The 26,128-nt window shown below is 64.1% G+C and carries 32 protein-coding genes and 1 tRNA gene; 21 read left to right on the forward strand and 12 right to left on the reverse strand.

The window, feature by feature from the left end; translation table 11 throughout:
• Window positions 1-16: 16 nt before the first annotated feature.
• The 6 genes from AB0362_RS21180 to rpmB all read right to left on the reverse strand — a co-directional run bounded on the left by AB0362_RS21180 (window position 17) and on the right by rpmB (window position 2,522).
• A complete protein-coding gene (locus tag AB0362_RS21180; RefSeq protein WP_068050174.1) occupies window positions 17-481 on the reverse strand; it encodes a hypothetical protein in 465 nt (154 codons plus the stop codon).
• A 46-nt stretch (window positions 482-527) separates the two neighbouring features.
• A complete protein-coding gene (locus tag AB0362_RS21185; RefSeq protein ID WP_094639540.1) occupies window positions 528-1,454 on the reverse strand; it encodes an AEC family transporter in 927 nt (308 codons plus the stop codon).
• A gap of 85 nt (window positions 1,455-1,539) precedes the next feature.
• Entirely contained in the window at window positions 1,540-1,794 is a 255-nt protein-coding gene (gene rpsR / locus AB0362_RS21190) for a 30S ribosomal protein S18 (RefSeq protein WP_008719028.1), read from the reverse strand.
• Window positions 1,795-1,810: 16 nt separating this feature from the next.
• Window positions 1,811-2,116 carry a 30S ribosomal protein S14 gene (gene rpsN, locus AB0362_RS21195; protein ID WP_068050178.1) on the reverse strand — a complete coding sequence of 102 codons (306 nt, stop codon included), beginning with the start codon at window positions 2,114-2,116 and terminating at the stop codon, window positions 1,811-1,813.
• Between the two features lie 2 nt (window positions 2,117-2,118).
• Window positions 2,119-2,289, reverse strand: a complete 171-nt coding sequence (rpmG, locus tag AB0362_RS21200; protein WP_170944568.1) for a 50S ribosomal protein L33 — start codon at window positions 2,287-2,289, stop codon at window positions 2,119-2,121.
• Window positions 2,286-2,522, reverse strand: coding sequence for a 50S ribosomal protein L28 (gene rpmB, locus AB0362_RS21205; protein ID WP_032404320.1), 237 nt, complete (start codon window positions 2,520-2,522; stop codon window positions 2,286-2,288). The genes rpmG and rpmB overlap by 4 nt, the downstream gene beginning before the upstream one ends.
• Before the next feature lie 137 nt (window positions 2,523-2,659).
• Here rpmB and AB0362_RS21210 point away from each other — a divergent pair, with 137 nt between their 5' ends.
• The 6 genes from AB0362_RS21210 (at window position 2,660) to AB0362_RS21235 (ending at window position 8,786) form a co-directional block, all read left to right on the forward strand.
• Window positions 2,660-3,892: a GTP-binding protein gene (locus AB0362_RS21210; RefSeq protein WP_317810780.1), complete on the forward strand. Its 1,233-nt coding sequence runs from the start codon at window positions 2,660-2,662 to the stop codon at window positions 3,890-3,892.
• Window positions 3,889-4,149, forward strand: a complete 261-nt coding sequence (locus AB0362_RS21215; protein ID WP_121870664.1) for a type B 50S ribosomal protein L31 — start codon at window positions 3,889-3,891, stop codon at window positions 4,147-4,149. The genes AB0362_RS21210 and AB0362_RS21215 overlap by 4 nt, the downstream gene beginning before the upstream one ends.
• Window positions 4,150-4,152: 3 nt before the next feature.
• Window positions 4,153-4,320 carry a 50S ribosomal protein L32 gene (gene rpmF, locus AB0362_RS21220; protein ID WP_032388658.1) on the forward strand — a complete coding sequence of 56 codons (168 nt, stop codon included), beginning with the start codon at window positions 4,153-4,155 and terminating at the stop codon, window positions 4,318-4,320.
• A gap of 26 nt (window positions 4,321-4,346) precedes the next feature.
• Complete coding sequence (locus AB0362_RS21225; RefSeq protein ID WP_317810748.1) at window positions 4,347-5,405, forward strand: VIT1/CCC1 family protein; 1,059 nt, start codon at window positions 4,347-4,349, stop codon at window positions 5,403-5,405.
• A 317-nt stretch (window positions 5,406-5,722) separates the two neighbouring features.
• Window positions 5,723-6,904 carry an RtcB family protein gene (locus tag AB0362_RS21230; protein ID WP_317810749.1) on the forward strand — a complete coding sequence of 394 codons (1,182 nt, stop codon included), beginning with the start codon at window positions 5,723-5,725 and terminating at the stop codon, window positions 6,902-6,904.
• 163 nt (window positions 6,905-7,067) lie between these two features.
• Window positions 7,068-8,786: a metallophosphoesterase gene (locus tag AB0362_RS21235; protein ID WP_317810750.1), complete on the forward strand. Its 1,719-nt coding sequence runs from the start codon at window positions 7,068-7,070 to the stop codon at window positions 8,784-8,786.
• A gap of 69 nt (window positions 8,787-8,855) precedes the next feature.
• Here AB0362_RS21235 and AB0362_RS21240 read toward each other — a convergent pair whose 3' ends face one another.
• Both AB0362_RS21240 and AB0362_RS21245 read right to left on the reverse strand, forming a co-directional pair.
• Window positions 8,856-9,872 carry a magnesium and cobalt transport protein CorA gene (locus AB0362_RS21240; RefSeq protein ID WP_317810751.1) on the reverse strand — a complete coding sequence of 339 codons (1,017 nt, stop codon included), beginning with the start codon at window positions 9,870-9,872 and terminating at the stop codon, window positions 8,856-8,858.
• 109 nt (window positions 9,873-9,981) lie between these two features.
• The gene (locus AB0362_RS21245) at window positions 9,982-10,263 is read right to left on the reverse strand and encodes a PASTA domain-containing protein (RefSeq protein WP_317810752.1); all 282 of its coding nucleotides are present in this window, start codon (window positions 10,261-10,263) and stop codon (window positions 9,982-9,984) included.
• A gap of 112 nt (window positions 10,264-10,375) precedes the next feature.
• Between AB0362_RS21245 and AB0362_RS21250 the strand changes: the two genes are divergently transcribed.
• The 8 genes from AB0362_RS21250 to AB0362_RS21285 all read left to right on the forward strand — a co-directional run bounded on the left by AB0362_RS21250 (window position 10,376) and on the right by AB0362_RS21285 (window position 17,535).
• Window positions 10,376-10,990: a trimeric intracellular cation channel family protein gene (locus tag AB0362_RS21250; protein ID WP_068049734.1), complete on the forward strand. Its 615-nt coding sequence runs from the start codon at window positions 10,376-10,378 to the stop codon at window positions 10,988-10,990.
• Window positions 10,991-11,045: 55 nt separating this feature from the next.
• Window positions 11,046-11,732, forward strand: a complete 687-nt coding sequence (locus AB0362_RS21255; protein ID WP_032395747.1) for a response regulator transcription factor — start codon at window positions 11,046-11,048, stop codon at window positions 11,730-11,732.
• On the forward strand, window positions 11,732-13,183 hold the full coding sequence (locus tag AB0362_RS21260) for a HAMP domain-containing sensor histidine kinase (protein WP_068049736.1): 1,452 nt from the start codon (window positions 11,732-11,734) through the stop codon (window positions 13,181-13,183). Before AB0362_RS21255 ends, AB0362_RS21260 begins: the two co-directional genes overlap by 1 nt.
• Before the next feature lie 101 nt (window positions 13,184-13,284).
• The gene (locus AB0362_RS21265) at window positions 13,285-14,811 is read left to right on the forward strand and encodes a trypsin-like peptidase domain-containing protein (RefSeq protein ID WP_317810753.1); all 1,527 of its coding nucleotides are present in this window, start codon (window positions 13,285-13,287) and stop codon (window positions 14,809-14,811) included.
• Window positions 14,812-14,900: 89 nt separating this feature from the next.
• Window positions 14,901-15,398, forward strand: a complete 498-nt coding sequence (locus AB0362_RS21270; RefSeq protein WP_037191958.1) for a MogA/MoaB family molybdenum cofactor biosynthesis protein — start codon at window positions 14,901-14,903, stop codon at window positions 15,396-15,398.
• 8 nt (window positions 15,399-15,406) lie between these two features.
• On the forward strand, window positions 15,407-15,610 hold the full coding sequence (locus AB0362_RS21275) for a hypothetical protein (protein WP_269594632.1): 204 nt from the start codon (window positions 15,407-15,409) through the stop codon (window positions 15,608-15,610).
• A gap of 564 nt (window positions 15,611-16,174) precedes the next feature.
• On the forward strand, window positions 16,175-16,948 hold the full coding sequence (locus AB0362_RS21280; RefSeq protein ID WP_317810754.1) for an MspA family porin: 774 nt from the start codon (window positions 16,175-16,177) through the stop codon (window positions 16,946-16,948).
• Between the two features lie 143 nt (window positions 16,949-17,091).
• On the forward strand, window positions 17,092-17,535 hold the full coding sequence (locus AB0362_RS21285) for a hypothetical protein (protein ID WP_317810755.1): 444 nt from the start codon (window positions 17,092-17,094) through the stop codon (window positions 17,533-17,535).
• A gap of 103 nt (window positions 17,536-17,638) precedes the next feature.
• Here the strand turns inward: AB0362_RS21285 and mscL are convergent, their stop codons facing one another.
• The 4 genes from mscL to AB0362_RS21305 all read right to left on the reverse strand — a co-directional run bounded on the left by mscL (window position 17,639) and on the right by AB0362_RS21305 (window position 19,999).
• Window positions 17,639-18,112, reverse strand: coding sequence for a large conductance mechanosensitive channel protein MscL (gene mscL / locus AB0362_RS21290; RefSeq protein ID WP_037191966.1), 474 nt, complete (start codon window positions 18,110-18,112; stop codon window positions 17,639-17,641).
• Between the two features lie 43 nt (window positions 18,113-18,155).
• Window positions 18,156-18,818: an SAF domain-containing protein gene (locus tag AB0362_RS21295; protein WP_317810756.1), complete on the reverse strand. Its 663-nt coding sequence runs from the start codon at window positions 18,816-18,818 to the stop codon at window positions 18,156-18,158.
• 89 nt (window positions 18,819-18,907) lie between these two features.
• Window positions 18,908-19,252, reverse strand: a complete 345-nt coding sequence (locus AB0362_RS21300) for an FmdB family zinc ribbon protein (RefSeq protein WP_094639550.1) — start codon at window positions 19,250-19,252, stop codon at window positions 18,908-18,910.
• A gap of 153 nt (window positions 19,253-19,405) precedes the next feature.
• Window positions 19,406-19,999, reverse strand: a complete 594-nt coding sequence (locus tag AB0362_RS21305; protein WP_366236135.1) for a 5-formyltetrahydrofolate cyclo-ligase — start codon at window positions 19,997-19,999, stop codon at window positions 19,406-19,408.
• Between the two features lie 107 nt (window positions 20,000-20,106).
• On the opposite strand from AB0362_RS21305, the gene AB0362_RS21310 reads away from it, so the two are divergent.
• The 7 genes from AB0362_RS21310 to AB0362_RS21340 all read left to right on the forward strand — a co-directional run bounded on the left by AB0362_RS21310 (window position 20,107) and on the right by AB0362_RS21340 (window position 26,060).
• Entirely contained in the window at window positions 20,107-21,060 is a 954-nt protein-coding gene (locus tag AB0362_RS21310; RefSeq protein WP_037192236.1) for a UTP--glucose-1-phosphate uridylyltransferase, read from the forward strand.
• Window positions 21,061-21,093: 33 nt separating this feature from the next.
• Window positions 21,094-22,353 carry a gephyrin-like molybdotransferase Glp gene (gene glp, locus AB0362_RS21315; protein WP_032395737.1) on the forward strand — a complete coding sequence of 420 codons (1,260 nt, stop codon included), beginning with the start codon at window positions 21,094-21,096 and terminating at the stop codon, window positions 22,351-22,353.
• A gap of 72 nt (window positions 22,354-22,425) precedes the next feature.
• Window positions 22,426-23,073 carry a GNAT family protein gene (locus AB0362_RS21320; RefSeq protein WP_149405146.1) on the forward strand — a complete coding sequence of 216 codons (648 nt, stop codon included), beginning with the start codon at window positions 22,426-22,428 and terminating at the stop codon, window positions 23,071-23,073.
• Between the two features lie 137 nt (window positions 23,074-23,210).
• Window positions 23,211-24,080 carry a gephyrin-like molybdotransferase receptor GlpR gene (gene glpR, locus AB0362_RS21325; protein ID WP_366236136.1) on the forward strand — a complete coding sequence of 290 codons (870 nt, stop codon included), beginning with the start codon at window positions 23,211-23,213 and terminating at the stop codon, window positions 24,078-24,080.
• A 55-nt stretch (window positions 24,081-24,135) separates the two neighbouring features.
• Window positions 24,136-24,208 (forward strand) — tRNA-Ala (locus tag AB0362_RS21330).
• 368 nt (window positions 24,209-24,576) lie between these two features.
• Window positions 24,577-25,419 (forward strand): glycosyltransferase, encoded by an 843-nt coding sequence (locus AB0362_RS21335; RefSeq protein WP_366236137.1) that lies wholly within the window; start codon window positions 24,577-24,579, stop codon window positions 25,417-25,419.
• Entirely contained in the window at window positions 25,416-26,060 is a 645-nt protein-coding gene (locus tag AB0362_RS21340; RefSeq protein WP_366236138.1) for an acetyltransferase, read from the forward strand. The genes AB0362_RS21335 and AB0362_RS21340 overlap by 4 nt, the downstream gene beginning before the upstream one ends.
• Window positions 26,061-26,128: the final 68 nt, after the last annotated feature.

Here is a 26,128-nt window from a genome sequence, read left to right on the forward strand (position 1 = left end):
CCTACCTGCGTGAGGGTCAGGCCGCATTCAGGATGGTGCGGCTCCCGAGGGGAGAGGCCAACGTCATCTGCATGGTGGCGTAGACGGCCACCATGATGCAGGACTTGTCGGCGGCGTCGGGCTTGGTCCCGGTACGCAGTTCGATGGTGACGGTGGTGTCGGTCTCGGTCACCGACGCGTCGGCTCCGTAGCACTCGGGAGTGCCGGTGACGAAGTGGACCGCGATGGTGTTGGGGGAGACCTGGCTCCACGACTCGAACGGAGTGGTGGTGGCGCGGATCAGGTCGGGGGTGGGCTCGAACATCGTGCCGACGTCGCCGACGGGCACTTCGTGAGGAACCGGAGGTGCGCTGGGTTGCTGGGCGAGACCGACCGGTGTGGTGGATCCGACCGTCGGCGTCGTCTCGTCGTCGCTGCCGGAGGCGGTGCTGCAGCCGACCAGCAGCAGGCACAACATGACTCCTGCAGCGAGAAACCTCATGAAACCAAACTAGCGCTGTGAGCTGAGGAGAACCTTTGTGTTCGGCTCATGCGAGGAAGAGTGTCACGAGCGCGATGACGGGGATCGAGACGAGCGTGGTCACGAACGCAGTGTCTCGGGCGAGTACCACCCCGCGCTGGTAGCGGCTGGCGAAGACGAACACGTTCTGTGCGGTCGGCAGCGCCGAGACGACGACGATGGCGAACAGATCGTGCCCGTCCAGACCGAACACGAACCGGGCCATGAGGTAGCCGAGCAGGGGTTGCAGTGCCATCTTGAACACCGTGGCCAGGGCCACGTCCCGTCGTGGACTGATGCCCTTCTGCAGCACTCGGGCACCGTAGAGAGACAGGCCGAAGGCGAGCAACGCGCCGGGGACGGACGCGTTCCCGACGAGCTGGAACGGCTGCATCAACGCCTCGGGCAGCTCGAAGCCGGTGATGGACAGAACCAGTCCTGCTGCGCCGGCCAGCACGATCGGATTCCGGAACGGTGTGGTGACGGTCTTGAGCACCGAGACCTTCTCGATCTCCGTCGAGACGTCGAGAATCGTCACCGCGATCGGGGTGTAGACCATGATCTGGAACAGCAGCAGGGGAGCGACGAAGTTCGCGTCGCCGAGCACGAAGACGGCAATCGGGATACCCAGGTTGGCGGCGTTGACGTACGAACTCGCGAGTGCGCCGACGGTCGCGTCGGGCACGGTTCGTTTCAGAGCCAGCTTGGCTATGACGAAATAGACGGCGCCGACGAGCAGTGCGGTGGTGCCGGCTACGGCCAGTACAGGCGACAGAATGACCGACAGATCCGAGTTCGCCAGCGTGACGAACAGCAGTGCGGGCGTGGCGACGAAGAACACGAGTCGGCTCAGTACGAACTGGCCGTGTTCGCCGAGCACTTTGAGGTGGGCGAGCAGATAACCCAGTGCGATGACGACGAAGATGACGGTGAAGCCCTCGAGGACGCCGGACATCTACGGACTGCTCATCTCTGGATCGGGAACGACAGAGAGGCCACGTAGCCGATGGCTACGTGGCCTCTCTGAACGAAAGTTTGGATCAGCGGCTGGTGAACGGCAGCAATGCCATCTCACGAGCGTTCTTCACTGCAACAGCGACCTGGCGCTGCTGCTGCGGGGTGAGCCCGGTGACCCGACGGCTGCGGATCTTGCCGCGGTCCGAGATGAACTGACGAAGGAGGTTGATGTCCTTGTAGTCCACCGTGGTGACCTTGGCGGCGTTCAACGGGTTCTTCTTCGGTCGACGGCCTGCCTCTGCGCGGACCTTCTTCGACGGTGCTCTCTTGACTGCCATCTGAAACCTTTTCCCTTTACCAGCTCGACTTGTGGACGCCTGGCAGCTCCCCACGGTGAGCCATCTCGCGCATTTTCACGCGGGACAGCCCGAATTTCCGTAGATAACCGCGCGGACGTCCATCCGCAGCGTCACGATTGCGTAATCGTACCGGACTCGAATCGCGCGGCAGACGCTGCAGTGCTGCTTGGGCCTGTGCGCGCTCGGAGTCGCTGCTCGAGGGCCTGCGGATGGTCTCCTTGAGCTCGGCGCGACGGGTTGCCCACCGGGCGACGACGACCTTGCGCTGTTCGTTCTTGGCGATCTTCGACTTCTTCGCCACGACTACCGCTCCTCTCGGAAATCGACGTGCTTGCGCACGACCGGGTCGTACTTCTTCATCACCAGTCGATCGGGATCGTTGCGACGGTTCTTGCGAGTGACGTAGGTGTAGCCGGTCCCCGCGGTCGACTTCAGCTTGACGATCGGACGGACGTCCGTGCTCTTGCCCATCAGATCTTCTCCCCACGTGCGCGGATCTTGGCGACGACGGCATCGATGCCGTCGCGGTCGATGGTCTTGATGCCCTTGGCCGAGAGCGTGAGAGTGACGCGTCGGCCGAGGCTGGGTGCGTAGTACGTCTTGCGTTGGATGTTGGGGTCCCACCTACGGCTGGTTCGCACGTGGGAGTGCGAGACGGATTTTCCGAAGCCGGGGGTGCGGCCGGTGACTTGGCAGTGCGCTGACACGAGCACTCCTTTCTTTCCATTATGACAATCGTTTTCGACAAAGCGTGATCTCGAATGTAGCGTGCATCCTCAGAGAATGACAATCGTTGTCGAGAAGAAGGGTGCTCGTGAACAACTCACCGGACGATCGAACCCCGATGGTCCTCGTCTCCGGCTGGACCGGAGCCATGGACGCGGTCGTGACATCGCTGCTCGCGCCGGGGACAGTCGCGGTCCGCCACGATCTGAGCCGCGTCGCCGAAGGCGTCGTGCGTCGCACACTCTCCGTACTGGGGGAGAACCCGCGCGAGACCATTCTGGAGCTGGCGCACGGCTGCGTCTCGTGCACACTTCGGGAGGATCTGCTGCCGCTGCTGCGCGCACTGTCCGCCCGCAGCAACGTCGATCGCATCGTGCTCGCCATGGACCCTGCGCTCGAGCCCGAGGCGCTGTGCTGGGCTGTGGACAACGTCGTCGTTGCGGGTGTCGTCGGGCAGATCGACGGCCCGGCCTCGCGTGACGTCCGCATCGAGGCAGTGGTCGACTGCCTCGATGCCGCAACCTGGCTGGCCGATGCCACCGGCGACGACGCCATGGCCGACCGAGGGATCGTCGCCAGTGGGGACGACGATCGAACCGTCGCGCAGTTGGTGGTGGGGCAGGTCGACTACGCCGATGCGCTCGTCGTCACCGCGGGCCCGGACGTCGACGCCTGGGAGCGGGCCCGGCTCGCTGCCGTCCTCGCGCGGCTGGCACCCAATGCTCCCGTCGTCTGGGTGTCCCGGGACGCAATGGTCGACGCCCCAGCGCTTCTCGCGTCCATGCCTGCCGATGCCCGTCGCGGTGCGATCACCGACGCGCATTCGCCACTGCTGCGCGGTCAGCCGCCGCTGGCCGTCGACTGCGGCGTCACCCTGGTCGAGTTCACCGCAACGCGGCCTTTTCATCCCGAGCGATTGCACGAGGCCATCGATGTGCTGCTCGACGGCGTCGTCACCGCACGGGGGCGGGCATGGGTCGCCACTCAGCCCGACGAAGCGCTGTGGATCGAGTCGGCCGGCGGCGGTCTTCGTGTTGCGAGCGCCGGAAAGTGGCTTGCCGCAATGGAACCGGAGCAGCAGGACCGCGTCGACGCCACCCGTCGGGCAATGGCGGCGCTGCGTTGGGACGAGACGTTCGGCGATCGTGACACCTCGCTGGTGATCCTCGTGCACGAGGCCGACCCCACCGAGATCGACCGAACGCTGCAGTGGGCGTTGGTATCCGACGACGAGATGACGGACCCCTCGGCGTGGTCCGGCTGGACCGATCCGTTCGGCCAGTGGCACGAAGACCCCTGCGACAGCAGTGAATCCCCGTACGCAGAACAATCACGAGAGGCTACAGAATGAAACCAGGCATCCACCCCGACTACCACCCGGTCGTGTTCCAGGATTCGAGCACCGGCAACAAGTTTCTCACCAGGTCCACCGTCACGTCCGCGCGCGAAACCGAATGGGAAGACGGCAACACCTATCCGCTGATCGTCGTCGACGTCTCGTCCGAATCGCACCCCTTCTGGACCGGAGCCGCCCGCGTGATGGACACGCAGGGGCGCGTCGAAAAATTCGAGAAGCGTTACGGTCGACGAAGCCGAAAGGACGCCTGAACCATGGCTGTTCCGAAGAGAAAGATGTCGCGCTCGAACACCAGGAGCCGTCGTGCGCAGTGGAAAGCCGTTGCCCCTGATCTGGTGACCGTGCGTTTCCAAGGTCGCGAGTTCCGAGTGCCACGGAGATTGGTCAAAGCAGTGCAGACCGGGGTGTACGACCCGAGCTGACCCTCTACGGGTCTATCTTCACTGTCATGAACGACGGACCCAGTGCGCGAGATGTGAAGCGGTGGCGGCAGTATCTCGCCGACGAGCGGGCCGAGGCTGCCGTCTATCGCGATCTGGCAGGACGACGCGTCGGCGAGGAGCGCGAGATCTTGCTCGCACTCGCCGATGCGGAGGGCCGCCACGAGCAGCATTGGCGAAACCTACTGGGCGAGCGGGTCGGCATGCCGCTCAAGGGCGACATCCGCACCCGCATCCTCGGTGTGCTGGCGCGTCGGTTCGGCTCGGTGTTCGTGCTCGCATTGGCGCAGCGCGCCGAAACGCGCTCTCCGTATGCCACCGACTCCGATGCCACCGACGCTATGACGGCCGACGAGCAGATCCATGCCGAGGTGATCAGGGCACTGGCAGCTCGCGGTCGCAATCGACTGTCCGGCACGTTCCGGGCCGCAGTGTTCGGTGCCAACGACGGCTTGGTGAGCAACCTGGCTCTGGTGCTCGGTATCAGCGGATCCGGTGTGTCCAATCAGATCGTTCTCGTCACCGGACTCGCGGGCCTGCTCGCCGGCGCGCTGTCGATGGGCGCGGGCGAGTACGTCTCGGTCCGCTCGCAACGCGAACTGCTCGAGGCGTCGTCGCCGGACAGTGCCGCGCGCGATGCCGTCCAACACCTCGACGTCGACGCCAACGAACTGGCGCTGGTCTACCGGGCGCGGGGAATGACCCACGAGGAAGCCGACGCCAAAGCCGCCGAAGTGCTGCGATTACTACCTGCCGACGAGATGGCCCCCGACGTGGATGAACACGAGTCCATCGGAACCGGCCTCGGTGCCGCCGGGGCCAGCTTCTGTTTCTTCGCCTCCGGTGCCGTCATCCCGGTGCTGCCGTATCTGTTCGGCCTCGAAGGTTATGTGGCACTTGCCGTTGCCGCCGTCCTCGTCGGAATCGCATTGATCTGTACCGGCTTGGTGGTGGGACTGCTCAGCGGTGGGCCACCGGTCAAACGTGCTCTGCGACAGTTGGCCATCGGCTACGGCGCGGCTGGGGCGACATATCTACTGGGCTTGGCATTCGGTGGAGGAGTGTAGGTCCCGGCGTTGTGGGCAGGTTTGCACACTATCGGTCCCCAGCGACGGGATCCCATCATCACAGCACACCTCTGTGCATTCAGTCCCACTACGTTTCGAATAATTCGCTCGCTTGGGCAAGGTCTCGCTCGATAGGGTCCTCGTCATGCGCGCAACCGTTCTGTCTGGTGCCGCTCTCGACACGAGAGCAGGTACGGGCCTTGTGCTGCGCGCGTATTCACCGGAGCGATGCGCCGCTCCCTGCGGTAAACAAGCTCCGCTCGTGAATCGACCCATCGAATAGCGCCCTCTTGTGCAAGGGGGCAGGAAGGAACATCATGCCCCCGAACAAGGTGGGCTTGCGTTTGCTCAATTGGGCTTCACAGCTCGAAGACAAGACTCTCGAGCAGGCCCGTGAGACCTCGTCGATGCCGTTCGTGCATCCGCACGTCGCACTGATGCCCGACGCCCACAGCGGTATGGGCAGCGCAGTCGGAACTGTGATCCCGACATTGGGTGCAGTCATTCCGGCTGCAGTCGGAGTCGATATCGGCTGCGGAATGATCGGCGTCCGAACAGAATTCACCCTAGACGACGTCGACGGCCGCAATCTGACGGACCTGCGACTCGCCATCGAGGCAAGCATCCCGCTGTCTCCGGGCAACTACAACGTCGGCGTCGACCGGTGGGATTTCACCGCGCCCAAGTTGCTCGAACTCGAGGAGTTGGCGGCCAAGGACGGTGTCGAGCTGAACCACTCACCGCAGTGGCGTGAGCAGCTCGGTTCGTTGGGCGGCGGCAATCACTTTGCCGAGTTGTGCCTCGACGAGACCGATCGAGTGTGGCTGTTTCTGCACAGTGGATCGAGGGGCGTGGGCAACAAGATCGCCAAGAAGCACATCGCCATTGCGCAGCGATTGTGCGCGCAGTGGTGGATCCCGTTGCCGAACAAGGACTTGGCGTACCTGCCCGAGAGTGCGCCGGAATTCGGACGGTACATCCGAGACCTGAAGTGGGCGCAGCGGTTCGCGTACCTCAACCGTGCCGAGATGATGGACAGGTTCGGTGCGGTGTTCGCCGAGTGGATGGGGACCGACGACCATCGCGAGGTCGAGCGGATCAATTGCCATCACAACTACACGGTGAAGGAAACGCATGCGCACAAGGAGGTCTGGCTCACGCGTAAGGGCGCGGTAGACGCACACGAGGGTGTCAAGGCAATCATTCCCGGGTCGATGGGAACTCGTTCGTACGTGGTCGTTGGTAAGGGCTCGCGGGCCGGACTGTGCTCGGCTCCTCACGGTGCCGGTCGGCAGTTCTCGCGGACCGAGGCCAGGAAGCGGTTCACCCACGAGGACCTGCAGGAGCGAATGAAGGGGATCGAGTTCCGGGACAGTGCCGATTTCATCGACGAGATTCCCGACGCCTACAAGTCGATCGATGTCGTGATGGAGGATGCCCGGGACCTGGTGAGCATCGAGCACGAGTTGCGGCAGATCCTCAACGTCAAGGGGACCTGAGTTCACCTCCCGTCGTGCGTGGAACTTCGTAGTAGGTCACGAGTTTCCGTGCACGACGGGATTGTCCTCGTTCGTCCCGTTGTGCATCGGTGTTCTCGTGCTGTTCACTCAAGTGCTTCGCTTGGTTAACGGATAGAGCGGGCGTCACCGCCACGATCGAGTCATGACGCTCAATCCCGCAGGCGAGACCGTCGCGACCGGTATCCCGGGCACGCTCGCCGAGAACATGACCATGGCCGAGCAGCACGATTGGCATCGGTCGTTCCTGCGGCGGCACCCGGTCAGTCGTCGAAACTTCCTGGTGGGAGCGGCCGCGACGGCTGCCGCGGTGGGCGTCGGGAATTCGGTGTTCGCGCGCACCGCCTATGCGCAGGACGCTCCGCTGGCCGTGGCCGGTCGGCACATGGGGTTCGGAAACGACCCGGCGACGCAGCTGCGGTTCTCGGCTCAGCTCTCTCGGAACCCCGGGCTGACCGGAGTCTTTCTCGACCACGGCCCTACGCCGGCGCTGGGCGCGACGACGTCGGCCGAGGTGCGGAACCTGATCAGTCAGGTGCCGCAGACCGACGGCGGAATCCTGTCGGCAGAGCAGTACTACGTGCACGTACCCGTCGACAATCTGACGCCGAAGTTGCCGCACTACTATCGCTGGCGCACCGCCGACGGCTTCGTGAGCGATATTCGCAGCGCATCTCCGGCGCTGCCGTCAGGCCGCATCGCACCGTTCAGGTTCACGATGATGGGCGATCAGGGCGTCGACGAAACGCCCTCGCAACCAGAAGGTTTGGTGGCCGGCGACTACGACGACCAGTATTACAAAGCGGACAACGAACCGTCGGTCAAGCACGCGCGCAACATCAATCGACAGATCGAGGCCTCGCACCCGGACTTCCACATCCTCGCCGGTGACATCGCGTACGCCGACCCGTCCGGTGCAGGTCTGCCGCCGCAGTTCGCGAAGCACGGCCAGACGCCGCCGAAGGGATTCGACAAGTTCAACCCGTTCGTCTGGGATGGCTATTTCCAGGCGATCGAAGCCAGTGCGTCGACCGCGCCGTGGTTGTTCGCCACTGGCAACCACGACATGGAAGCGCTGTACAGCCCCAACGGATACGGCGGCCATGCGGCGCGTCTGGATCAGCCGAGCAACGGCCCCAAGGGCTGCCCGTCGGCGTACTCGTTCGTCTACGGCAACACCGCGGTGCTCTCGCTCGACGCGAACGACGTCAGCTACGAGATCAAGGCCAACACCGGGTACAGCGGCGGAGCCCAGAACACCTGGGTGGAGCAGACATTGGCGAAGTACCGTGCCGATCCGAACATCGACTTCATCGTCTGCTTCTTCCATCACTGCGCGTACTCGACCACGTCGACGCATGCGAGCGACGGCGGCGTGCGCGACGCATGGGTATCGCTGTTCGACAGGTACGAGGTGGATGTGGTGCTCCAGGCTCACAACCACGTCTTCGAGCGCACCGATCCCATTCGCGGCAACCGTGCGACGCGGGTGGCCGGTGACAACGCAACGGTCGACGGAAAGACCGACGGCACCGTGTATTACACCGTCGGCGGTGGTGGTCGTCCCCGCTATACGTTCCAGGACGGCGAGGGCGTGAGCTATCGCGGCAACGAGTTGCCCGACACCGCAGTTCCCAACAGTTACGTCTGGGCGCCGGACGGCACCAAGTCGGCCGAGTCCATCACCTGGTCGAGGGTGCGGTTCCTGAACTACTCGTTCGTCAGAGTCGATGTGGTGCCGGGCATTCCGGGCATCACGGCCAGCAGAATGACGATCGGTGCCATCGACGAATACGGCAACGAGTTCGACAGGTTGACCTTCACCCGCGACATCCCGATCGGTGCGAGGTTCGGCTCGTCCTGAGTGCCTGCGGCAGTGGTGCGGTTGAGTGCCCCCTGAGGCACTCGACCACACCACTGCGGCGGAGCCGCACTACAACCACTTCTGGCGCTTGAACACCACGAACAGTGCAGTCGAGCAGATCGCCATGGCGAGCAGTGCCATCGGATAGCCGAGTTGCCATTTCAATTCCGGCATGTCGTCGAAGTTCATGCCGTAGATGGCGGCGATCAGGGAGGGCGCGAAAAGAATTGCACCCCATGACGAGATGCGCTTGACCTGTTCGTTCTGCTCCAGGCTGGCTTCGGTCATGTTGCGCATCTCTTCGTTCTGCTGCTGCGCGACGATGGTCGAGTGCACAGTCAACGCATTCTGCAGGTTGGATCGGAAGGACTCGATGCGGTCGGAGACTCGGATCGCGTGATCGTGCACGTCGCGCAGGTATCGCTGCAGTTCCACGTCCACGTTGTACTTGTCCGACCCTCGCTTGAGCGATTCGATCATCTCGACGAGTGGCTTTGCAGCACGGTCGAATTCGGACACTTCACGGAGCAGTGAGTAGATTCGACGCGAAACCGACGGGTCGCCGGTGAACAGCTGATCCTCGATCTCGTCGATGTCGTTCTGCAGTCCGGTCACCACCGGGACGTACTCGTCGACCACTTGATCGAGGATGCCGTAGAGGATCGCCTCGGGTCCGAGTTCGATCAGTTCGGGAGATCCTTCGAGGCGCTTTCGCACCATCGCCAAGTCAGGGGATTCGGCGTGGCGAATGGTGACGACGAAATCCGGACCGAGAAAGATGTGCAACTCGCCGAATTCGACCTTTTCGGTCTCGTCGACGTATCGCGCGGGCCGGAGAACGACGAACAGCTGCTCGGCGTACCGTTCCAGTTTCGGCCGCTGGTGGGCTGCGATGGCGTCCTCGACGGCGAGCCGGTGCAGGCCGAACTCGTAAGCCACAGCCATGATTTCGGCGACCTCGGGTCGGTACAGCCCGATCCATGCCATTCCGTGCCGCTCGCGCATGACCTCGAAGGTGATATCGAGGCTCTCGGGATTGGCAGTGCGTTTTCCGTTCACGTAGACGGCGTTGTCGATGATCGGCACTTGTTCGTTCACCTCGGTTCTGCGAAATTCTGCTGCGCACCGAGACTATCGCGTGCAACCGCAACGCGGACAGTCCCGCCGCCGGTTACGACGGGACGGTGCGGGCGAGCTAGTCGCGTCCGACGATCACCAGGATGGACGCGTTTTCGTTGACCTTGGCCCCTGCTTGAAAGCTGGTTCCGAGGACGATGGCGTCGGGTCGGTCGTAGTTGACACTCACGTTGGTGAAACCGGCATCCGAGAGTGCCTCCAAGGCTGCGCTTTCGGAGCTGCCGGCCACATCGGGGATCGTGGCCCGATCCGTGGAGGCTTGGGCGACCGCGCCGCCACCGAGTGCAAGTGCTCCCGCCGCTGCGACTGTGGCGATGGTTTTCTTGAATCCACTGCGCATGATGTGCTCCTCGTTGTCGTGATCGGTTATGTCTCAAAGCTGCTCGCCGATGCTGGGGCGGGCCTCGGATGTTGCTGTCAGATCCCTGTCAGTGCCGTGACATGCTGGTCCGATGCTTCTCGACGTGCTCGGATTGATCGGTATCGCGGCCTTCGCGGCTTCCGGTGCGTTGATCGGAGTGCATCGCCGGTTGGATCTGTTCGGGGTGTGCGTCGTCGGAATCACGACGGGTATCGGCGGTGGCATCATTCGCGATCTGCTGCTCGGCATCCACCCGCCGACGTCCCTGGACACGTGGCCGAACCTCACCGTCGGCTTCCTCGCCTCGCTGGTCGTGTTCGTCGCGCATCGGCAGATGGGCAAGGTGCGACGCGGAGTTTTGGTACTCGACGCGTTCGGCATGGGCCTGTTCGCATCGACCGGCGCGACGATTGCCTTGGCCTCGGGCGGTAGCGCGTTGGCCGGAGCTCTCATCGGCACGACGACGGCCGTGGCGGGCGGCGTGATCCGAGACGTTCTGGTCAACGAAGTTCCGCTGCTGCTGCACCGCGACCTCTATGCGCTGCCGGCTCTGCTCGGTGCGTCGGCCGTCGTGTTGGCCGATGCTGCGAGTCTGCCGGAGAACGTGGGTCTGATCGTGGGAACACTGCTCGCGACGGGGTTGCGTCTGCTCGCGCTGTGGCGAAAGTGGAACCTCCCGCTGGCCAAGCACCTACCCACTCCGTAGGTGGATTGGGCACCCCTCTCAGACATATCTCAGTCGACCAGGACAAACTGTACGGATGCGGATATTGGTGGTCGACGACGATCGAGCAGTGCGTGAGTCGCTGCGCAGGTCGCTGACGTTCAACGGGTACACCGTGGACCTGGCGGTCGACGGTCTCGACGCGCTCGAGCAGGTTGCGGCGGCGCGTCCCGACGCCCTGGTGCTCGACGTGATGATGCCTCGGCTCGACGGTCTCGAGGTGTGTCGTCGATTGCGCAGTGTCGGCGACGACCTGCCGATTCTCGTGTTGACGGCCCGGGACTCGGTGTCCGAGCGCGTCGCCGGCCTCGATGCCGGTGCCGACGACTACCTGCCCAAGCCGTTCGCGCTCGAGGAGCTGTTGGCACGTCTGCGGGCACTGCTTCGGCGTACCGCGATGGAAGCGGGCATCGACTCGGAGACCATGACGTTCGCGGACCTGTCGTTGGACCCGGTCACCCGTGAGGTCTCGCGCGCCGAACGCTCGATCAGCCTCACCCGGACCGAATTCTCGTTGCTCGAGATGCTGATGACCAACCCGCGACGGGTGCTCACCAGGAGTCGCATCCTCGAGGAAGTGTGGGGTTACGACTTCCCGACGTCGGGCAACGCGCTCGAGGTGTACGTCGGTTACCTGCGGCGCAAGACCGAGGCGGAGGGGGAGTCGCGGCTGATCCACACCGTTCGCGGTGTGGGATACGTCCTGCGCGAGACGCCCCCGTGATGGTCGCTTCGTTCGGGCGCAAGTCGACCGACGGTGTCGGCTCGTCGCCGACGGGGATGCGACCACCGATGCCCCTGACACGGTCGGTGTCGCTGCGGTGGCGGGTGACGTTGCTCGCGGCCTCCGTCGTCGCAATTGCGGTGGCTGTGATGGCCATTGCCGCGTACACGGTTGTCTCGCGGGCACTGTACGGCGATGTGGACACTCAGTTGCGTTCTCGCGCAACCGCGTTGGCGGAGTCGACTCTGGTGTCCTACGACCCGCGCTTCGTTGCCGGAGCCACGCTGTACAGCACCGATGTGAGTGTGGCCCTGATCTACCCGGACATGTCCAGCTACAACCCGCCCGGGCCCAAGGTGCCGATCGGCGATGCCGAACTCGCTGTCGTGAGCGGACAACAGGAATCGTCTCTGCGCACACTCGACGATCAGCGGGTACTCGCGCTACGCACCAAGGACGGCAGCACTCTCGTCGTCGCACAGAGACTGTTGCCGACCGGACAAGTACTGGACCGTCTGGCGTGGGTGCTGTTGATCGTCGGTGCGTGCGGAGTGGTGCTGGCTGCTGGAGCAGGTATGGCCGTGGGCCGCACTGGTTTACGTCCGATCGCCCGGTTGACGGCTGCTGCCGAACGAGTGGCGCGCACCGACGATCTGACGCCGATTCCGGTGACCGGTGACGACGAGTTGGCTCGTCTGACAGAGAGTTTCAACACGATGCTCCGCGCGCTCGCCGAATCTCGGGGCAGGCAGAGCAGATTGGTCGCCGACGCCGGCCACGAACTGCGGACGCCGTTGACCTCGCTGCGGACCAACATGGAGTTGCTGATCGCGGCCGGACGCCCCGGAGCCCCGTCCATCCCGGACGAGGACATGGCCGAGCTCCGAACCGACGTGGTGGCGCAGATCCAGGAATTGTCCACCCTGGTGGGTGATCTGGTCGATCTGGCGCGCGAGGACGCGCCGGAGACGGTGTTCGAGCGAGTCGACCTGGCCGATGCCGTCGAACGCAGTCTGGAGCGAGCACGCCGCCGTCGCAACGAAATCGACTTCGATGCGACGCTGATGCCGTGGTTCGTCTACGGCGATCAAGCAGGACTGTCACGGGCCGTGCTGAACGTGCTCGACAATGCGGCGAAGTGGAGCCCGAGCGGCGGTGAGGTGCGAATCGCCATGCGGCAGATCGGTGATGGTCTGCTCGAGTTGACGGTGGACGACGCAGGACCGGGCATTCCCGAGGAAGATCGCGAGTTGGTGTTCGAGCGCTTCTACCGCTCCACGGCATCACGCTCCATGCCCGGAAGTGGCCTGGGCCTTGCCATCGTGCGACAGGTGGTCGTCAAGCACGGTGGCACCATCGGGGTCGAGGTGTCCGAGCGCGGCGGTGCCCTCATCCGAATCGTGTTGCCCGGTGAGGGTGCTCCTGATCCCACGACACTCTCGGCAAACTGATAGCCGGATCTCAGCGACCTCTCAGTACCGCCCTGCACAGTGAGTAGCAAGAAGGCGGGCGGACCTCTACGACGAGGTCTCTACTGAAGGAAGCAACAACGATGAGCGACGACCGTAACGAATCCGAACAGACCGGACAGGGTGCCGGTGGCGAGCAGCATCCGGCGGACCGGGCTTCGCGCGGCGACGAGCAGAGCTACCCGACCCAGCAGCACCCGCCTCAGCAGGTAAACCCCCAGCAGGCCAACCCCCAGCAGGTAAATCCCCAGCACGCCGGCTCGCAACCCCCACAGCAGGGTTACCCGCAGCAGTACGCCGGCTACGGACAGAACCCCTACCAGCCCGGCTACGGGCCGTACGGTCAGCAGGGCGACCCACAGACCGCCCAGCACACCCACGCCCAGCCGCAACACGTTGCGCCGCAATCCAACTCTGCGCCTGCGGCGGTGAAGACCCGCTCTGGTCGTTCTGCGCTGGTGGCCGGTGCCATCGCACTCGTGCTGGTCGGCGGCGGAATCGGCGGCGCAGTCGGTGCCATCGCGACCAACAACGCCAACGGCGGCGGGGGAGTGACCAACTCGTTGAACTCCACCGTCACCGCCGCAGAGCCGGCCGCCAATTTCCCCGACGGTTCCGTCCAGGCCGTCGCGAACAAGGTCCTGCCGAGTGTGGTGCAGATCCAGGTGACGGGTTCGCAGGAGGAAGGTGAGGGCTCGGGCGTCATTCTCAGCAGTGACGGCTTGATTCTCACCAACAATCACGTCGCGACGGGCGCAGGTGCCAACGGCAAACTCACCGTCGCGTTCTCCGACGGATCGGTGGCCGACGCGACGATCGTCGGTGCCGACTCGGTCTCGGACATGGCCGTCATCAAGGCCGAGGGCAAGTCGAACCTGACGCCGATCGAGCTGGGTTCGTCGTCGAACCTCGAAGTGGGTCAGCAGGTCGTCGCGATCGGCTCTCCGCTCGGCCTTGCGGGAACGGTCACCACGGGCATCGTGTCCTCTCTGAACCGGCCGGTGTCCACCTCGGGGGAGTCCGGCAATCAGAACTCGGTGATCGACGCCATCCAGACCGACGCTGCGATCAACCCGGGTAACTCCGGCGGCGCGCTCGTCAACACCGACGGACAGCTGATCGGTATCAACACTGCGATCGCCACGATCGGCGGCAGCCAGGGATCCGGAGCCCAGAGCGGATCCATCGGGCTCGGGTTCGCGATCCCGGTGGATCAGGCCAAGCGCATCGCCGACGAGCTGACCACCACGGGTAAGGCCACCCAGGCGATGATCGGGGTGCAGGTGCCGTCGCAGGACGACGCCAACGGCGCAACCGTCGTCGAGGTCACCGAGGGTGGCCCCGCCGCATCGGCAGGCATCCCGACGGGTGCCGTGATCACCAAGCTCGACGACCGCGTCATCTCGAGCGGTGACGCGTTGATCGCCGCGGTGCGCTCGCACGCTCCGGGAGACTCCGTCACCGTCACCTACATCGAGGGTGGCAGCGAGAAGACGGCGACGGTGACGCTCGGTACCGCGGAGCCCGCCCCGGCCCAGACTCAAACTCAGACTCAACAGCAAGAACAGCAACTGCCCTTCCAGGTCCCGTCGTTCCCGGGCGGTCGCTGATGTTACGAGAAGCAGGCAGGCACGGAACGGTTGCAACGATTTACGCACAGCGTGAGCCGGGTGGAGGCCTTACTACTACGGTGAGCGGTATGGAACTCGACGCACCACTGGCAGGGCGCGCGTTGGTCGTCATCGTGGACGACCGAACAGCGCACAGCACCGAGAAGGACTCGAAAGGCCCGCTCGTCACGGAGCTGCTGACCGAGGCAGGTTTCCTCGTCGACGGCGTCGTCGCGGTGACGGCAGACGAGGTGGATGTACGGAACGCACTCAACACCGCGGTGATCGGCGGTGTCGATCTGGTGGTCTCCATCGGTGGCACGGGTGTCTCGCCGCGCGATGTCACTCCGGACGTCACCGCGGAGGTGCTCGACCGCGAGATTCCGGGTATCAGCGAGGCACTGCGATCGTCGGGACTGGCGGCCGGTTCGCTGGACGCCGGTCTGTCGCGTGGACTGGTCGGTGTATCCGGAAGCACGCTGGTGGTGAACCTGGCCTCGTCGCGGGCTGCGATTCGCGACGGAATGGCGACGCTGACGCCGCTGGCGAGTCAGGTCATCGCCGAGCTGTCCGGATTGGACGCATAGCGATACCGATGAGCGAAAAGCCGAACGACGATCGATCGGCCGAAGACGACGCGAGCCGGGCCCGAGCAGAACGGGCCCGGCTCGCTCGTATCTTCGGTGAAGTTCTGCCGGAGACGACCGGAGACGAGCGAAGCGACGGTGCGGGTACCGAATCCGGCGGCCCGTCCTCGGACGAATGGTTGAAGCAACAGCGACCACCTCATTACTTCTGATGTGATCCACGACACATTTTACGGTCCGGAATCACAGACTTGTTAGTCACTCGTTTACCTGTCGTTAGCGGCCGAGTGGGGCGTCGGCTCCGTGTGCGGGGATGATTTTCGCCCGTTTCGATTGCTCGCAAGTACGACGATTTGCCCGTATCGGTCAGGCTCAGATCACCGTCGGCCCATATCAGGGCAGTTTTACTCAGCGATCCTGTGTGTAACGGTTTGGCGTCATCGAGAGATGGTGTGACGCGGGTTACCATCAATTCGGGTGTGAAAGTTGTTCACGCCGCCGAAACACATCACGCGACAGCAACATTCCGCTCGCAACCGTAGGGATTGTCACGATCAGGCATCTCCTCTAATGTTCCCCTCAGCTTCCGACAACGAGGGCGTGGGACCGACCGGTACCGCGCCCTCAACCACGGGACTGCAGGATCGAGGATGTGGCCTTCACGGCTCCATCCGGCTCGGGCTCGTACGCATCGTTGCGTCCGATCTAGTTCGAGGGTGAAAGCCACAAGCTTCCCCGTGCGACACCGCGCTGGGACTGAACATGATGAGGAATAAATGACGGAGATCCAGAAGTCGCGGCGCAGCCGGGGACTCAAGTCCATGAGCGTTGCAGTTGCTGCCGGCGCTTCGGTAGTCGGCCTGGTGCTCGGTACCGGAACCGCTTCAGCCGCTGTCGACAGCTCCAACTCGATCGTCGACGCCGACGGCAACACCGTCACGGTGACGCTGTCCGACACCTTCATCAACGGTGTCGCTCCGCTCGACGGCAACCCGCTCACTCGTGAGTGGTTCGCCAACGGCCGGGCTTCCTACGACGTCCAGGGCCCCACGGCCGACGACTTCGAGGGCACCCTCAAGATCGGTTACCAGATCGGCTACCCGATGAGCCTCGGCGGCGGCATCGACGTCGAATGGTCTTCGCCTTCCGCTGAGTTCAACCTCGGTTCGGGCAACGAGTCCAGCGTCACCGGATCGTTCCCGCTGGACGGCACTGCGCCCTCCGTCGGACCGCTGACCGGCACCGGCACCTCCACCAGCGGCTTGGATGTCGGCGTTCAGCTGATCCCGCAGGCCACCGGCTACATCAACCTCGCCAACGGCCCCGGCGTCGTCCAGTCCGAGAGCGCAATCGCAGTTGTCGCTGAAGAAGCCGACCTCACCTCTTCCGAGGGTGACGCAGCTGGCACCAGCGGTTCCATCCAGATCGCCAACCTGCACGGAACGGCTACTCAGATCCTGGGTAACGTCACCATCCGTCCGTACGTTTCGCTGACCAGCGCAACGGGCGACGTTGCAGTCACCTATGGTGCACCGGTTCGCCTCAACTGAATCCGATCAGTTGTAGCTCGGTGATACAGCTTCACCAGTTGTAAATCGACACAAGTTCAGGCCCGCACGGAATACTCCGTGCGGGCCTGAACTATGTTCGGCACACGGTAGTTCGACTTGTACAGAGAGGCACTGAAGCAAAGATGCACTCGAAAGCCCGTTTCACAGTTGCAGCCGCAGGGGCGATCCTCGCTCTCGGTCTCGCCGCCGGTTGTAGCAGTGGCGAGTCCGCGGCGTCCGGCGAGAACACCGACGTCTGCAACACCTTCGCCGCCGACCACAACGCGTTTGCGGGGTTGGTTGCACAGGGACCCGGATCAGCCGAGAACATCGACAAGTGGACCGCCGACAAGCAGGCAGCTGTCGACAAGCTGAAGGCGTTGCCCAGCACCGCTTCCGGCGATGTCGCGAGCTCGCTCACGACCTTCGTCGACGCGCTGCCTGCTGACACCCTGGAGCTCTCGACCACCGACAGTGAGTCCGGTACCGCATTTGTCGACAACGGGGCAGCCGTGGCCTCGGCGTGCGAGGCCGACGGCACCACGATCACACTCGACGCGCTTCCTCTGTCGACGTTCACCAACTGAGTTCTGCTGGGGCGTGCCTCGACGCACCCCCACAACGAATGAATGCGCCATTCACGCTGTCAGACAACGTGAATGGCGCATTCATTCGTCGAAGCGACCGGCGTCAGTCCTTGGAATGCTTGCCGAGGTCCGGGGCTGCGTCCATGGCCTCGCCGCTACCGCCGGTGGTGTCGGCTGCGGTCGACAGTTTCTGTCCCGCTGCGGTTCCTCCCGCGAGGATGTCGCGAATCTGCACCAGCACGTCGACGTCGCTCAGTTCCTTCTCCGGCTGGCTCACGAAGCGCTTTTTCGCCGTGTTCACCGGCAGGATCAGCACGAAGTAGACCACGGCCGCGATGATGACGAAGTTGATGATCGCGGTGATGACGGCACCGACGTTGACGAACGATTCCGGCGACGACGTGATCTGAAACCCGAACCCGTATTCGTTGCTGCCACCGAGGGCAGCGACAAGGGGGTTGATGACGTTCGTCGTGAATGCGGTGACGATTGCGGTGAATGCTGCGCCGACGACGACGGCGACTGCGAGGTCCACCACGTTGCCGCGGAGTAGAAAGTCCTTGAAGCCCTTCAGCATGAGCCCTTCTCCCAACGTTCGGTTTGTTCTGTCTCGAGAGACGTTAGTGCAGGGTGACCGTGAGCGCGCTGACCAAAGAGGCTGCCGCGACCGTCGTCGCGTCGTTCGTCGGTAGGGCCAGCAAGACGACTCGGTCTCGCTGCCGATTGCCACCGGCGTCGGCGGAGACGAGCACAACCATCGCTCCCGACGCCAGCACCCGTGCCGCGGGCACCGCATTCGGGTCGTCCTGAGACTCGACCGTCAACACGTCGACGCGGTCGCCTTCACGCAGCAGGTCGGTCACCGCGGCGTCGGCGAGATGCACCGGTACGACGCGTGCCTCGGTCCCCAGCGTCGTCGTGGCGGTCCGAGATCCGAGCAGCCGAACGTCGGTGAGCAGTTCGCCCGCTCGGACCGGCCCGGTGAGGGTCTGGCCGTCCACCGCTTCGGATTCGACGAGTGCGCCCTCGGGGACGTTCGCCCCGTCCCACTCTGCGACGGCGATATCGGCCTGCGTCAGTACGGTGCCGGGTGTCAGGTCGCGTCCGGCCGTGATCACCCGTACGCGGTCTTCGCCGGCGGCGTCGTCGAGGAACAGCACCAGTGCAACCGCGACCAGAACCCCGGCCGCGATCCGTCTGAATTTCGTGGATCCGACCCATGCCGGACGCAGGGTGATGCGATCGAGCAGCGTCGAGTCGAGTCGATTCTTGCCGGCAGCCATGGCGCAAACGGTATCGCTGCCCGAGCCGGAACAGGCACCGAAAAGGCCGGGCTGTGGATAACGGCCCGGCCTGTGGATGAAGCGGAAAACTACTGGCTGGCAGCAGCTTTCGTGGTCGACGACGAAGAGGAACTGCTCGACGACGACGAATCCGAAGATTTCTTCTCGGCGGGCTTCGAGTCGGTCTTGCTGTCCGATTTCGTGGCTGCCGCATCGGACTTCTTCTCGCCTGCGCCCTCGCTGGAGGTGCTGGAGCCGCCTCGGCTGTCGGTGCGGTAGAAGCCGCTGCCCTTGAAGACGATGCCGACGGAGTTGAACAGCTTGCGAAGCTTGCCCGAGCACGCGGGGCACACCGTCAGTGTGTCGTCGGTGAAGGACTGAACGATGTCGAAGCGGTTGTCGCACTCGGTGCATGCGTATGAGTAAGTGGGCATCGTGTTTCCTCCGCGCTGGTCACCGAGGAAATTCGCCGCTCTGCTGGCCGAGGCCGAACACCGCCGGTGTCTTGTCTGTTCGTCGAAACTGTCGAAACTGGGGAGAGCATTAGCACTCTACAGTCAGGAGTGCCAACGAATCGAATCCTAGCGTTATTCCGTACTCAAGCGTACGAGCCCGCCGGCGGTGAGCACGTGTGTTACCGGTCTGTCGTGCGATTCGGCAGGTAGGCGATCGACCACTTCGCTCTCGCGCACCACCGCGACCAGCATCGCGTCGGGTCTGCACAGGTCGAGAGTTCGATCGTAGAAGCCTGCGCCTCGGCCCAGCCTGTTTCCGTTCCGGTCCACGCCCAGCGCCGGAACGAGAACCAGAGTGCACTCCGACACCGCGTCGGGATCGAGCGTCGGTCCCGACGGTTCCAACAGACCGAACGGGGCTTTCACCAACGACTCACGCCCGGCGTATCGAGCCCAGCGCAAGGGACCCGGCTCGTGCGCACTCGGAAGCAGAACGACCGACCCGGCCGCGGCCATCGCGTCGAGCATCTCGATCGAACCCGGCTCGCTGCCGACAGGAACGTACGCGGCGACGACGGGGTGTTCGGCAGCCAATTCGCCGAGGACGTGACAGAGTGCAGAGGACTCCATTGCGCGTTGCGCACCGTCGAGCAGTCGGCGTTCGGCGAGAACATACTTTCGCCATCGATCCTTGGGCGTGTTCTCCGTGAAATCGGGAACGGTCACAACGATTCGTCCTCCCTTCCTGTGCTGTCGTTCAACGATATGCACTCGGGGGTAAAACGCAGCACACGGCGAGCAGATCACCAGAAACCATGGATAGGGTGAGCACCATGACAGAAGCCGTTACAGCGACGACCGCCGCCACGCCCGTGCATTTCCGCACGGCCATTGTTCCCGCAGCGGGCATGGGTACCCGGTTCCTGCCGGCCACGAAAACCGTTCCGAAAGAACTGCTTCCAGTGGTCGACACTCCCGGTATCGAGCTCGTCGCCGGCGAAGCCGCAGATTCCGGCGCACAGCGACTGGTGATCGTCACGTCCCCCGGCAAGGACGGCGTCGTCGCCCACTTCGTCGAGGACCTCGTACTCGAGAACAAGCTGGAGGCCAGCGGCAAGCTCGAAATGCTCGAGAAGGTGCGGGTTGCCCCGGGTCTGCTCGACGTCCAGTCGGTCATTCAGCACGAGCCGCTCGGACTCGGACATGCCGTCGCCTGTGCCGAGGAAGTTCTCGACGACGACGAGGATTCCGTTGCCGTTCTGCTTCCCGACGATCTGGTGATGCCCCGCGGTGTGCTGGACGTCATGGCCCGCGTGCGCGCCAAGCGCGGAGGCTCGGTGTTGTGCGCCATCGAGGTTCCCGACGACAAGGTCTCCTCCTACGGCGTCTTCTCGGTCGAGATCGTGCCCGACGCGGTCAACCCGAACGTCCTCAAGGTCACCGGTATGGTCGAAAAGCCCAAGCAGGAGGACGCCCCGTCCAACCTGGCCGCCGCAGGCCGGTACTTGCTGGACCGCGCGATCTTCGACGCTCTGCGACGGATCAAGCCCGGTGCAGGCGGCGAGCTGCAGCTCACCGACGCCATTGCCTTGCTGATCGAAGAAGGCCACCCCGTCCACGTGGTGGTGCACCGCGGATCGAGACACGACCTCGGAAATCCCGGGGGATACCTGCGCGCTGCGGTTGACTTTGCTCTACAACGTGACGACTACGGTCCGGCGCTGCGTGAATGGCTGAACGAACGCTTGAGCGACAGCTGGGCACCGGAACTGACCACGTACGAATAGCATCGCGGGTCGATGCCATAGAGGAAGGGCCAGATGCGCTCGGTCGAAGATCAGCAGACCAGGGTGACCGCCGCGGCGGTGGCTCCACGGCCTGTTCGGGTCGCCATCTCGGAAGCACAGGGCCTGCTGTGTGCAGAAGAAGTGGTCACCGAGCGTCCCCTTCCCGGTTTCGACCAGGCAGCCATCGACGGCTACGCGGTGCGGAGCGTCGATGTGGCGGCCGCGGGCACCGACCTGCGCAACGAGGACGACGAACGTATCGACCTGACGCTCCCCGTCGTCGGCGAGGTGTCCGCCGGATCGCGTCAACCCATCCGGCTGCAACCGCGTCAGGCAGTGCGAGTCGACACCGGCGCGCCGCTGCCCACCTTGGCCGACGCGGTGTTGCCGTTGGATCGAACCGACAGCGGTCGCGCCCGCGTCAAGGTGTTCCGTCCGGTGCGCTCGGGCGACTACGTCCGCAAGATCGGCGACGACGTACAGCCCGGTGATGTGGCGGTGCGCGCAGGCACGATCATCGGCGCAGCTCAGGTGGGACTGCTCGCAGCCGTCGGGCGCGACAAGGTGCTGGTGCATCCGCGGCCGCGGCTCTCGGTGATCTCCGTGGGCGGCGAACTGGTCGACACCGATCGGACCCCCGGGCCCGGTCAGGTGTACGACGTCAACTCCTACGCACTCGCCGCCGCGGCGCGCGACGCCGGAGCAGACGTCAACCGCGTCGGGATCGTCAGCACCGATCCCAAGCGACTGCGCGAGGTGGTCGAGGGGCAGTTGATCCGTTCCGAGATCGTGGTCATCGCCGGAGCAGTGGGCGGCGGTGCATCGGACGGTGTGCGCGAGGCGCTCGGCGAACTCGGCGACATGGAAGTGGAGCGAGTTGCCATGCACCCCGGCTCCGTCCAGGGCTTCGGTCAACTCGGACGCGACGAGGTCCCCACCTTTCTGTTGCCGGCCAACCCCGTCAGCGCGCTGGTGGTGTTCGAGGTGATGGTGCGTCCGCTGATTCGCATCGCCCTGGGCCGACGGCAGCCGATGCGTCGGACCGTGACCGCACGAACCGTCGCGCCGATCACCTCGATCGAGGACCGCAAGGGATTTCTCCGCGGCCAGCTCATGCGCGACGAGGGAACCGGTGAATACCTGGTTCAGGCCCTCGGCGGTGCACCCGGATCGTCCTCGCATCTGTTGGCCACGCTCGCCGAGGCGAACTGCCTGGTCGTCATCGATCCCGAGGTCACCGAAATCCGAACCGGCGAGGAAGTCAAGGTCTCGTTCCTCGCTCAGCGGGGCTGACGCCAGTGGTGCGGTCGAGTGCCGCCTGGGGCACTCGAGCGCACCACTGCGCGGAGCGCATACGATCGACGGATGCCGCGAACGTGGTCGAGCCACCCAGGTTGGCCGGCGAAATTGGGTCCAGTGCGAGTGGCCGGCGGAACTGTCACGTTGCGGCCGGTACGGATGCGCGACGCGGCCGCCTGGAGTCGGATTCGTACTGCGGATCGCGCCCACCTCGAACCCTGGGAGCCCAGTGGCGAGGGCAGCTGGAATTCGCGACACCACATCTCCTCGTGGCCGACCCTGTGCTCGGGCCTCAAGTCCGAGGCGCGCAAGGGACACATGCTGCCGATGGTCATCGAAGTCGACGGTGAATTCTGCGGGCAGATCACCACCGGAAACATCGTGCGGGGCGCACTGCGTTCGGCCTGGATCGGGTACTGGGTCTCCAAGGAGGTCAACGGCAAGGGTGTGGCCACCGCGGCTCTGGCGCTCGGTCTCGACCATTGCTTCGGCCCGGTCGGACTCCACCGCGTCGAAGCGACGGTTCGACCGGAGAACCTGGCCAGCCAAGCGGTGCTGCGCAACGTCGGCTTTCGCGAAGAGGGATTGCTCTACAAGTACCTCGACGTCGACGGCGAATGGCGCGATCACAAGCTCGTCGCGATCACCTCGGGTGAGGTGCAGGGAACCGTTGTCGATCGGTTGGTTCGCAACGGTCGGGCCGCGTGGGCCTGACGGCCGACCGCGTCTGATGTTGTCAAAGTGACAGGAGTGTAATTCGGGTCGGCGCGTCTGCATCGTTCTCGCGCCTCCTCCCCATAGCCTGATGACGTCACAAGTGTCACCGTTGCCCAGGGAGGAGAACATCGCCGATGCCGAACTCGATCATCTGGATCGGTCTCGTAGCCGTCTGGCTCTTCGTTCTTCTGCCCATGCTGATGACCAAGCGTCCGCAGATCATGCAGACGACCGACGCAGCGCTCGCGACCCGCGTGCTGCATCGGGGTGGCACGAAGCGAAAGCAGCGCGGCCCCGCGACCGGGCACCGCAGTGATCCCCACTGGCGACCGGAGGACGACCTGCGAGTCTCCGCGCCGGCCCGAGAGATCTTCGGCCCCGCGATTGCGACTGTTCGTCCAGACTCACCCGATCTACCCGGTACCGCGGAGGACCCGATGGACACTCACGCAGCAGACAGCGACCTCGAGCGCGATGCACCCGACTCGGAGGCATCGAGTACAAGTTCGCCCGCGCACGAACCCGGTGTCGTCGACGACGATTTCGTCCCTCGCCGACGCGGCCGCGGCGGTTTCGACCCCGAGGCCGATGCGATCGCCCGTGCCGCGCGGTACGCGTTTCGGCAGCGCGCAGTTCTGGGGTTGGTATTCGCGGCGATCACCACTGCGGCTCTGGCCTTCATCATCTCTCCGACGGTCTGGTGGCTGTGCGGACTGTCCGTCGCCGTCCTCGTCGGTTACCTGTACTACCTGCGTCGTCAGGTGCAGATCGAGGAAGAGGTCCGTCGACGTCGGCTCACCCGGATGGGCCGGTCCCGTCTCGGTGTGGAATCGGAGACCGACGACGAACTCGAGCTCGTCCCGCAGCGGTTGCGTCGCCCCGGTGCGGTGGTGCTCGAGATCGACGACGAGGATCCCGAATTCGAGCATCTCGATCACTACGAGGAGCCGTTCCAGGCACGTCGTGACGAGGACCGGGACATGCGCAGAGCCCAGGGCGCGTAGCTGCCGCCCGAAGCGGCTTTGCTAGAGTTACCCAGCCGGTCGACATGACGGCGAAGGGGCTGTGGCGCAGTTGGTAGCGCGTCTCGTTCGCATCGAGAAGGTCAGGGGTTCGATTCCCCTCAGCTCCACCCAAGACAAAAACCGTCACTCACCCGAGTGGCGGTTTTTTCGTTGTCCGGTAACAGTTGTCCGGTAACAACGGCGGCGAATATTACCGCGAAGTGAATTCCGAATGGATTTGTATCGACCGAACTAGGTGGTCGGTTCGGGGGTTCATTCTCGAAGGCGGGTGCTGGATAAACCTCAATTGCACTATCGACGCGCAAAACCTTCGATTCGATTGTTTGAAGCGTCGGTACCTGTCTTCGGGAATCTTTCGGACCCGTGAGCTGCGGATATGCAACTCGGGCATCTTTAGGCAATTACCGGGACATGTCGTAAGTTCTAAGAGGTTGCTGTGAAGAATTGAAATGTCGAAATTTGTCAGGGGATCGAAATGAACACGCTCAGTGTGGTAATTCCGGTACTCGACGAGGTCGATCATCTGGGCGAGTGCTTGACGCTGTTGCTCGATCAGGGCGACGACATCGACCGCATCGTCGTGGTGGACAACGGGTCCACCGACGGAACGCTTCAATTGGTGAACAACGTTCGCGCGCGGACGAACAAGGTCGTGCTGGTGCACGAACCCAATCGCGGCGTGGTCCATGCTCGCAACACCGGATTCGACCTGGTGGACTCGTCGATCATCGGTCGAATCGACGCCGACACCCGTGTTCGACCCGGGTGGGCGCGCTCGATCGTCGATTTCTTCGACGAGCATTCCACCGTCGCTGCCACGGGTGGCCGGACGTTCCTGTACGAATCACCCTGGGCCCGACCTCTGGCGTGGATGCACTCGCGCGCCGAGCGACGTGAGCCCTTGGTGCGCTCTGCGCTGGCGGTATCGGGTAACAACTTCGCGATCCGCGCATCGGCCTGGCGCACGGTTCGCGGTGCGGTCAGTGAGCGAACCTGCATACACGAAGACATCGACCTGTGCCTGTGCCTGGCCGCCGAGCATCTGCCCGTCGCCCAGAACGGACGGATGAAGGCCGCAGTGTCCGGTAGGCGCGCGACGACATCGCCGGTGAAGTACGTCCACTATGCGTTGGCCGGCTACCGCTCGTACGAGGAGCACGGTCTCGCGTCGCGCAAGCTGGGTCGCATCGTGGCCATGGATTGGCTGATGCACACACTGCGCTGGCCCATCTCGCGACTGTTCGCAGCCGTGCCGTGCCGGGCTCTGCCGGTCGACGATCGTGCCGAGTCCGACGAACGGATGCGAGCTGCCGCGTGACGGCTCTCTCGCGTGTCCGCGACTGGATGCGTGACCCGGGGGACGTCCGCTGGGCCCTCGTTCAGATGCGTCAGGCGACCGTCGTCTGGTTGGCGAACGTGCCGTTCCTGCCTGCAGTGCTGCGCGCATCCGTTCTGCGGCCTGCGGGTCTACGAACGACCGGTCCGTGCCTGATGTACGGCGGTTCCATGATTCAAGGACAAGCATCGGTTCGATTGGGAACCGGCGTGTTCGTGAACTTCGGCTGCTATTTCGACACCGTTGCCGACATCGTGATCGGTGATCATGTCTTCATCGCCGATCACGTTCGCATTATCACCAGTACGCACGAGACCGGGCCGTCGCGGCGTCGAGCAGGCGCATTGCGGGGTGAGTCGGTGGTGATCGGTCCGGGAGCGTGGATCGGGTCCGGCGTGGTCGTGATGCCGGGTGTACGCATCGGTGCCGGATGCATCATCGGGGCCAACTCGCTGGTGACGCGAGACTGCGAACCGGATGGCGTGTACGTCGGGTCCCCGGCGCGCCGTCGCCGAGAGTTGAACGCCCCTCCCGTAGCGGAGCAGTGGATCGGGGGCAAGGCCGGTTCTCGTGATCGGGAGGCAATGCAACGATTGATACTTCCTCCGAATTCCGAATTCTGAACCATAAAGTCCGAATAATTCGACGGGTTCTTTTCTTGAAGTAATGATGTAGCATCGTCAACGTCAGC

This window comes from Rhodococcus sp. NPDC079359 (assembly GCF_040702585.1).
GTDB lineage: Bacteria > Actinomycetota > Actinomycetes > Mycobacteriales > Mycobacteriaceae > Rhodococcoides.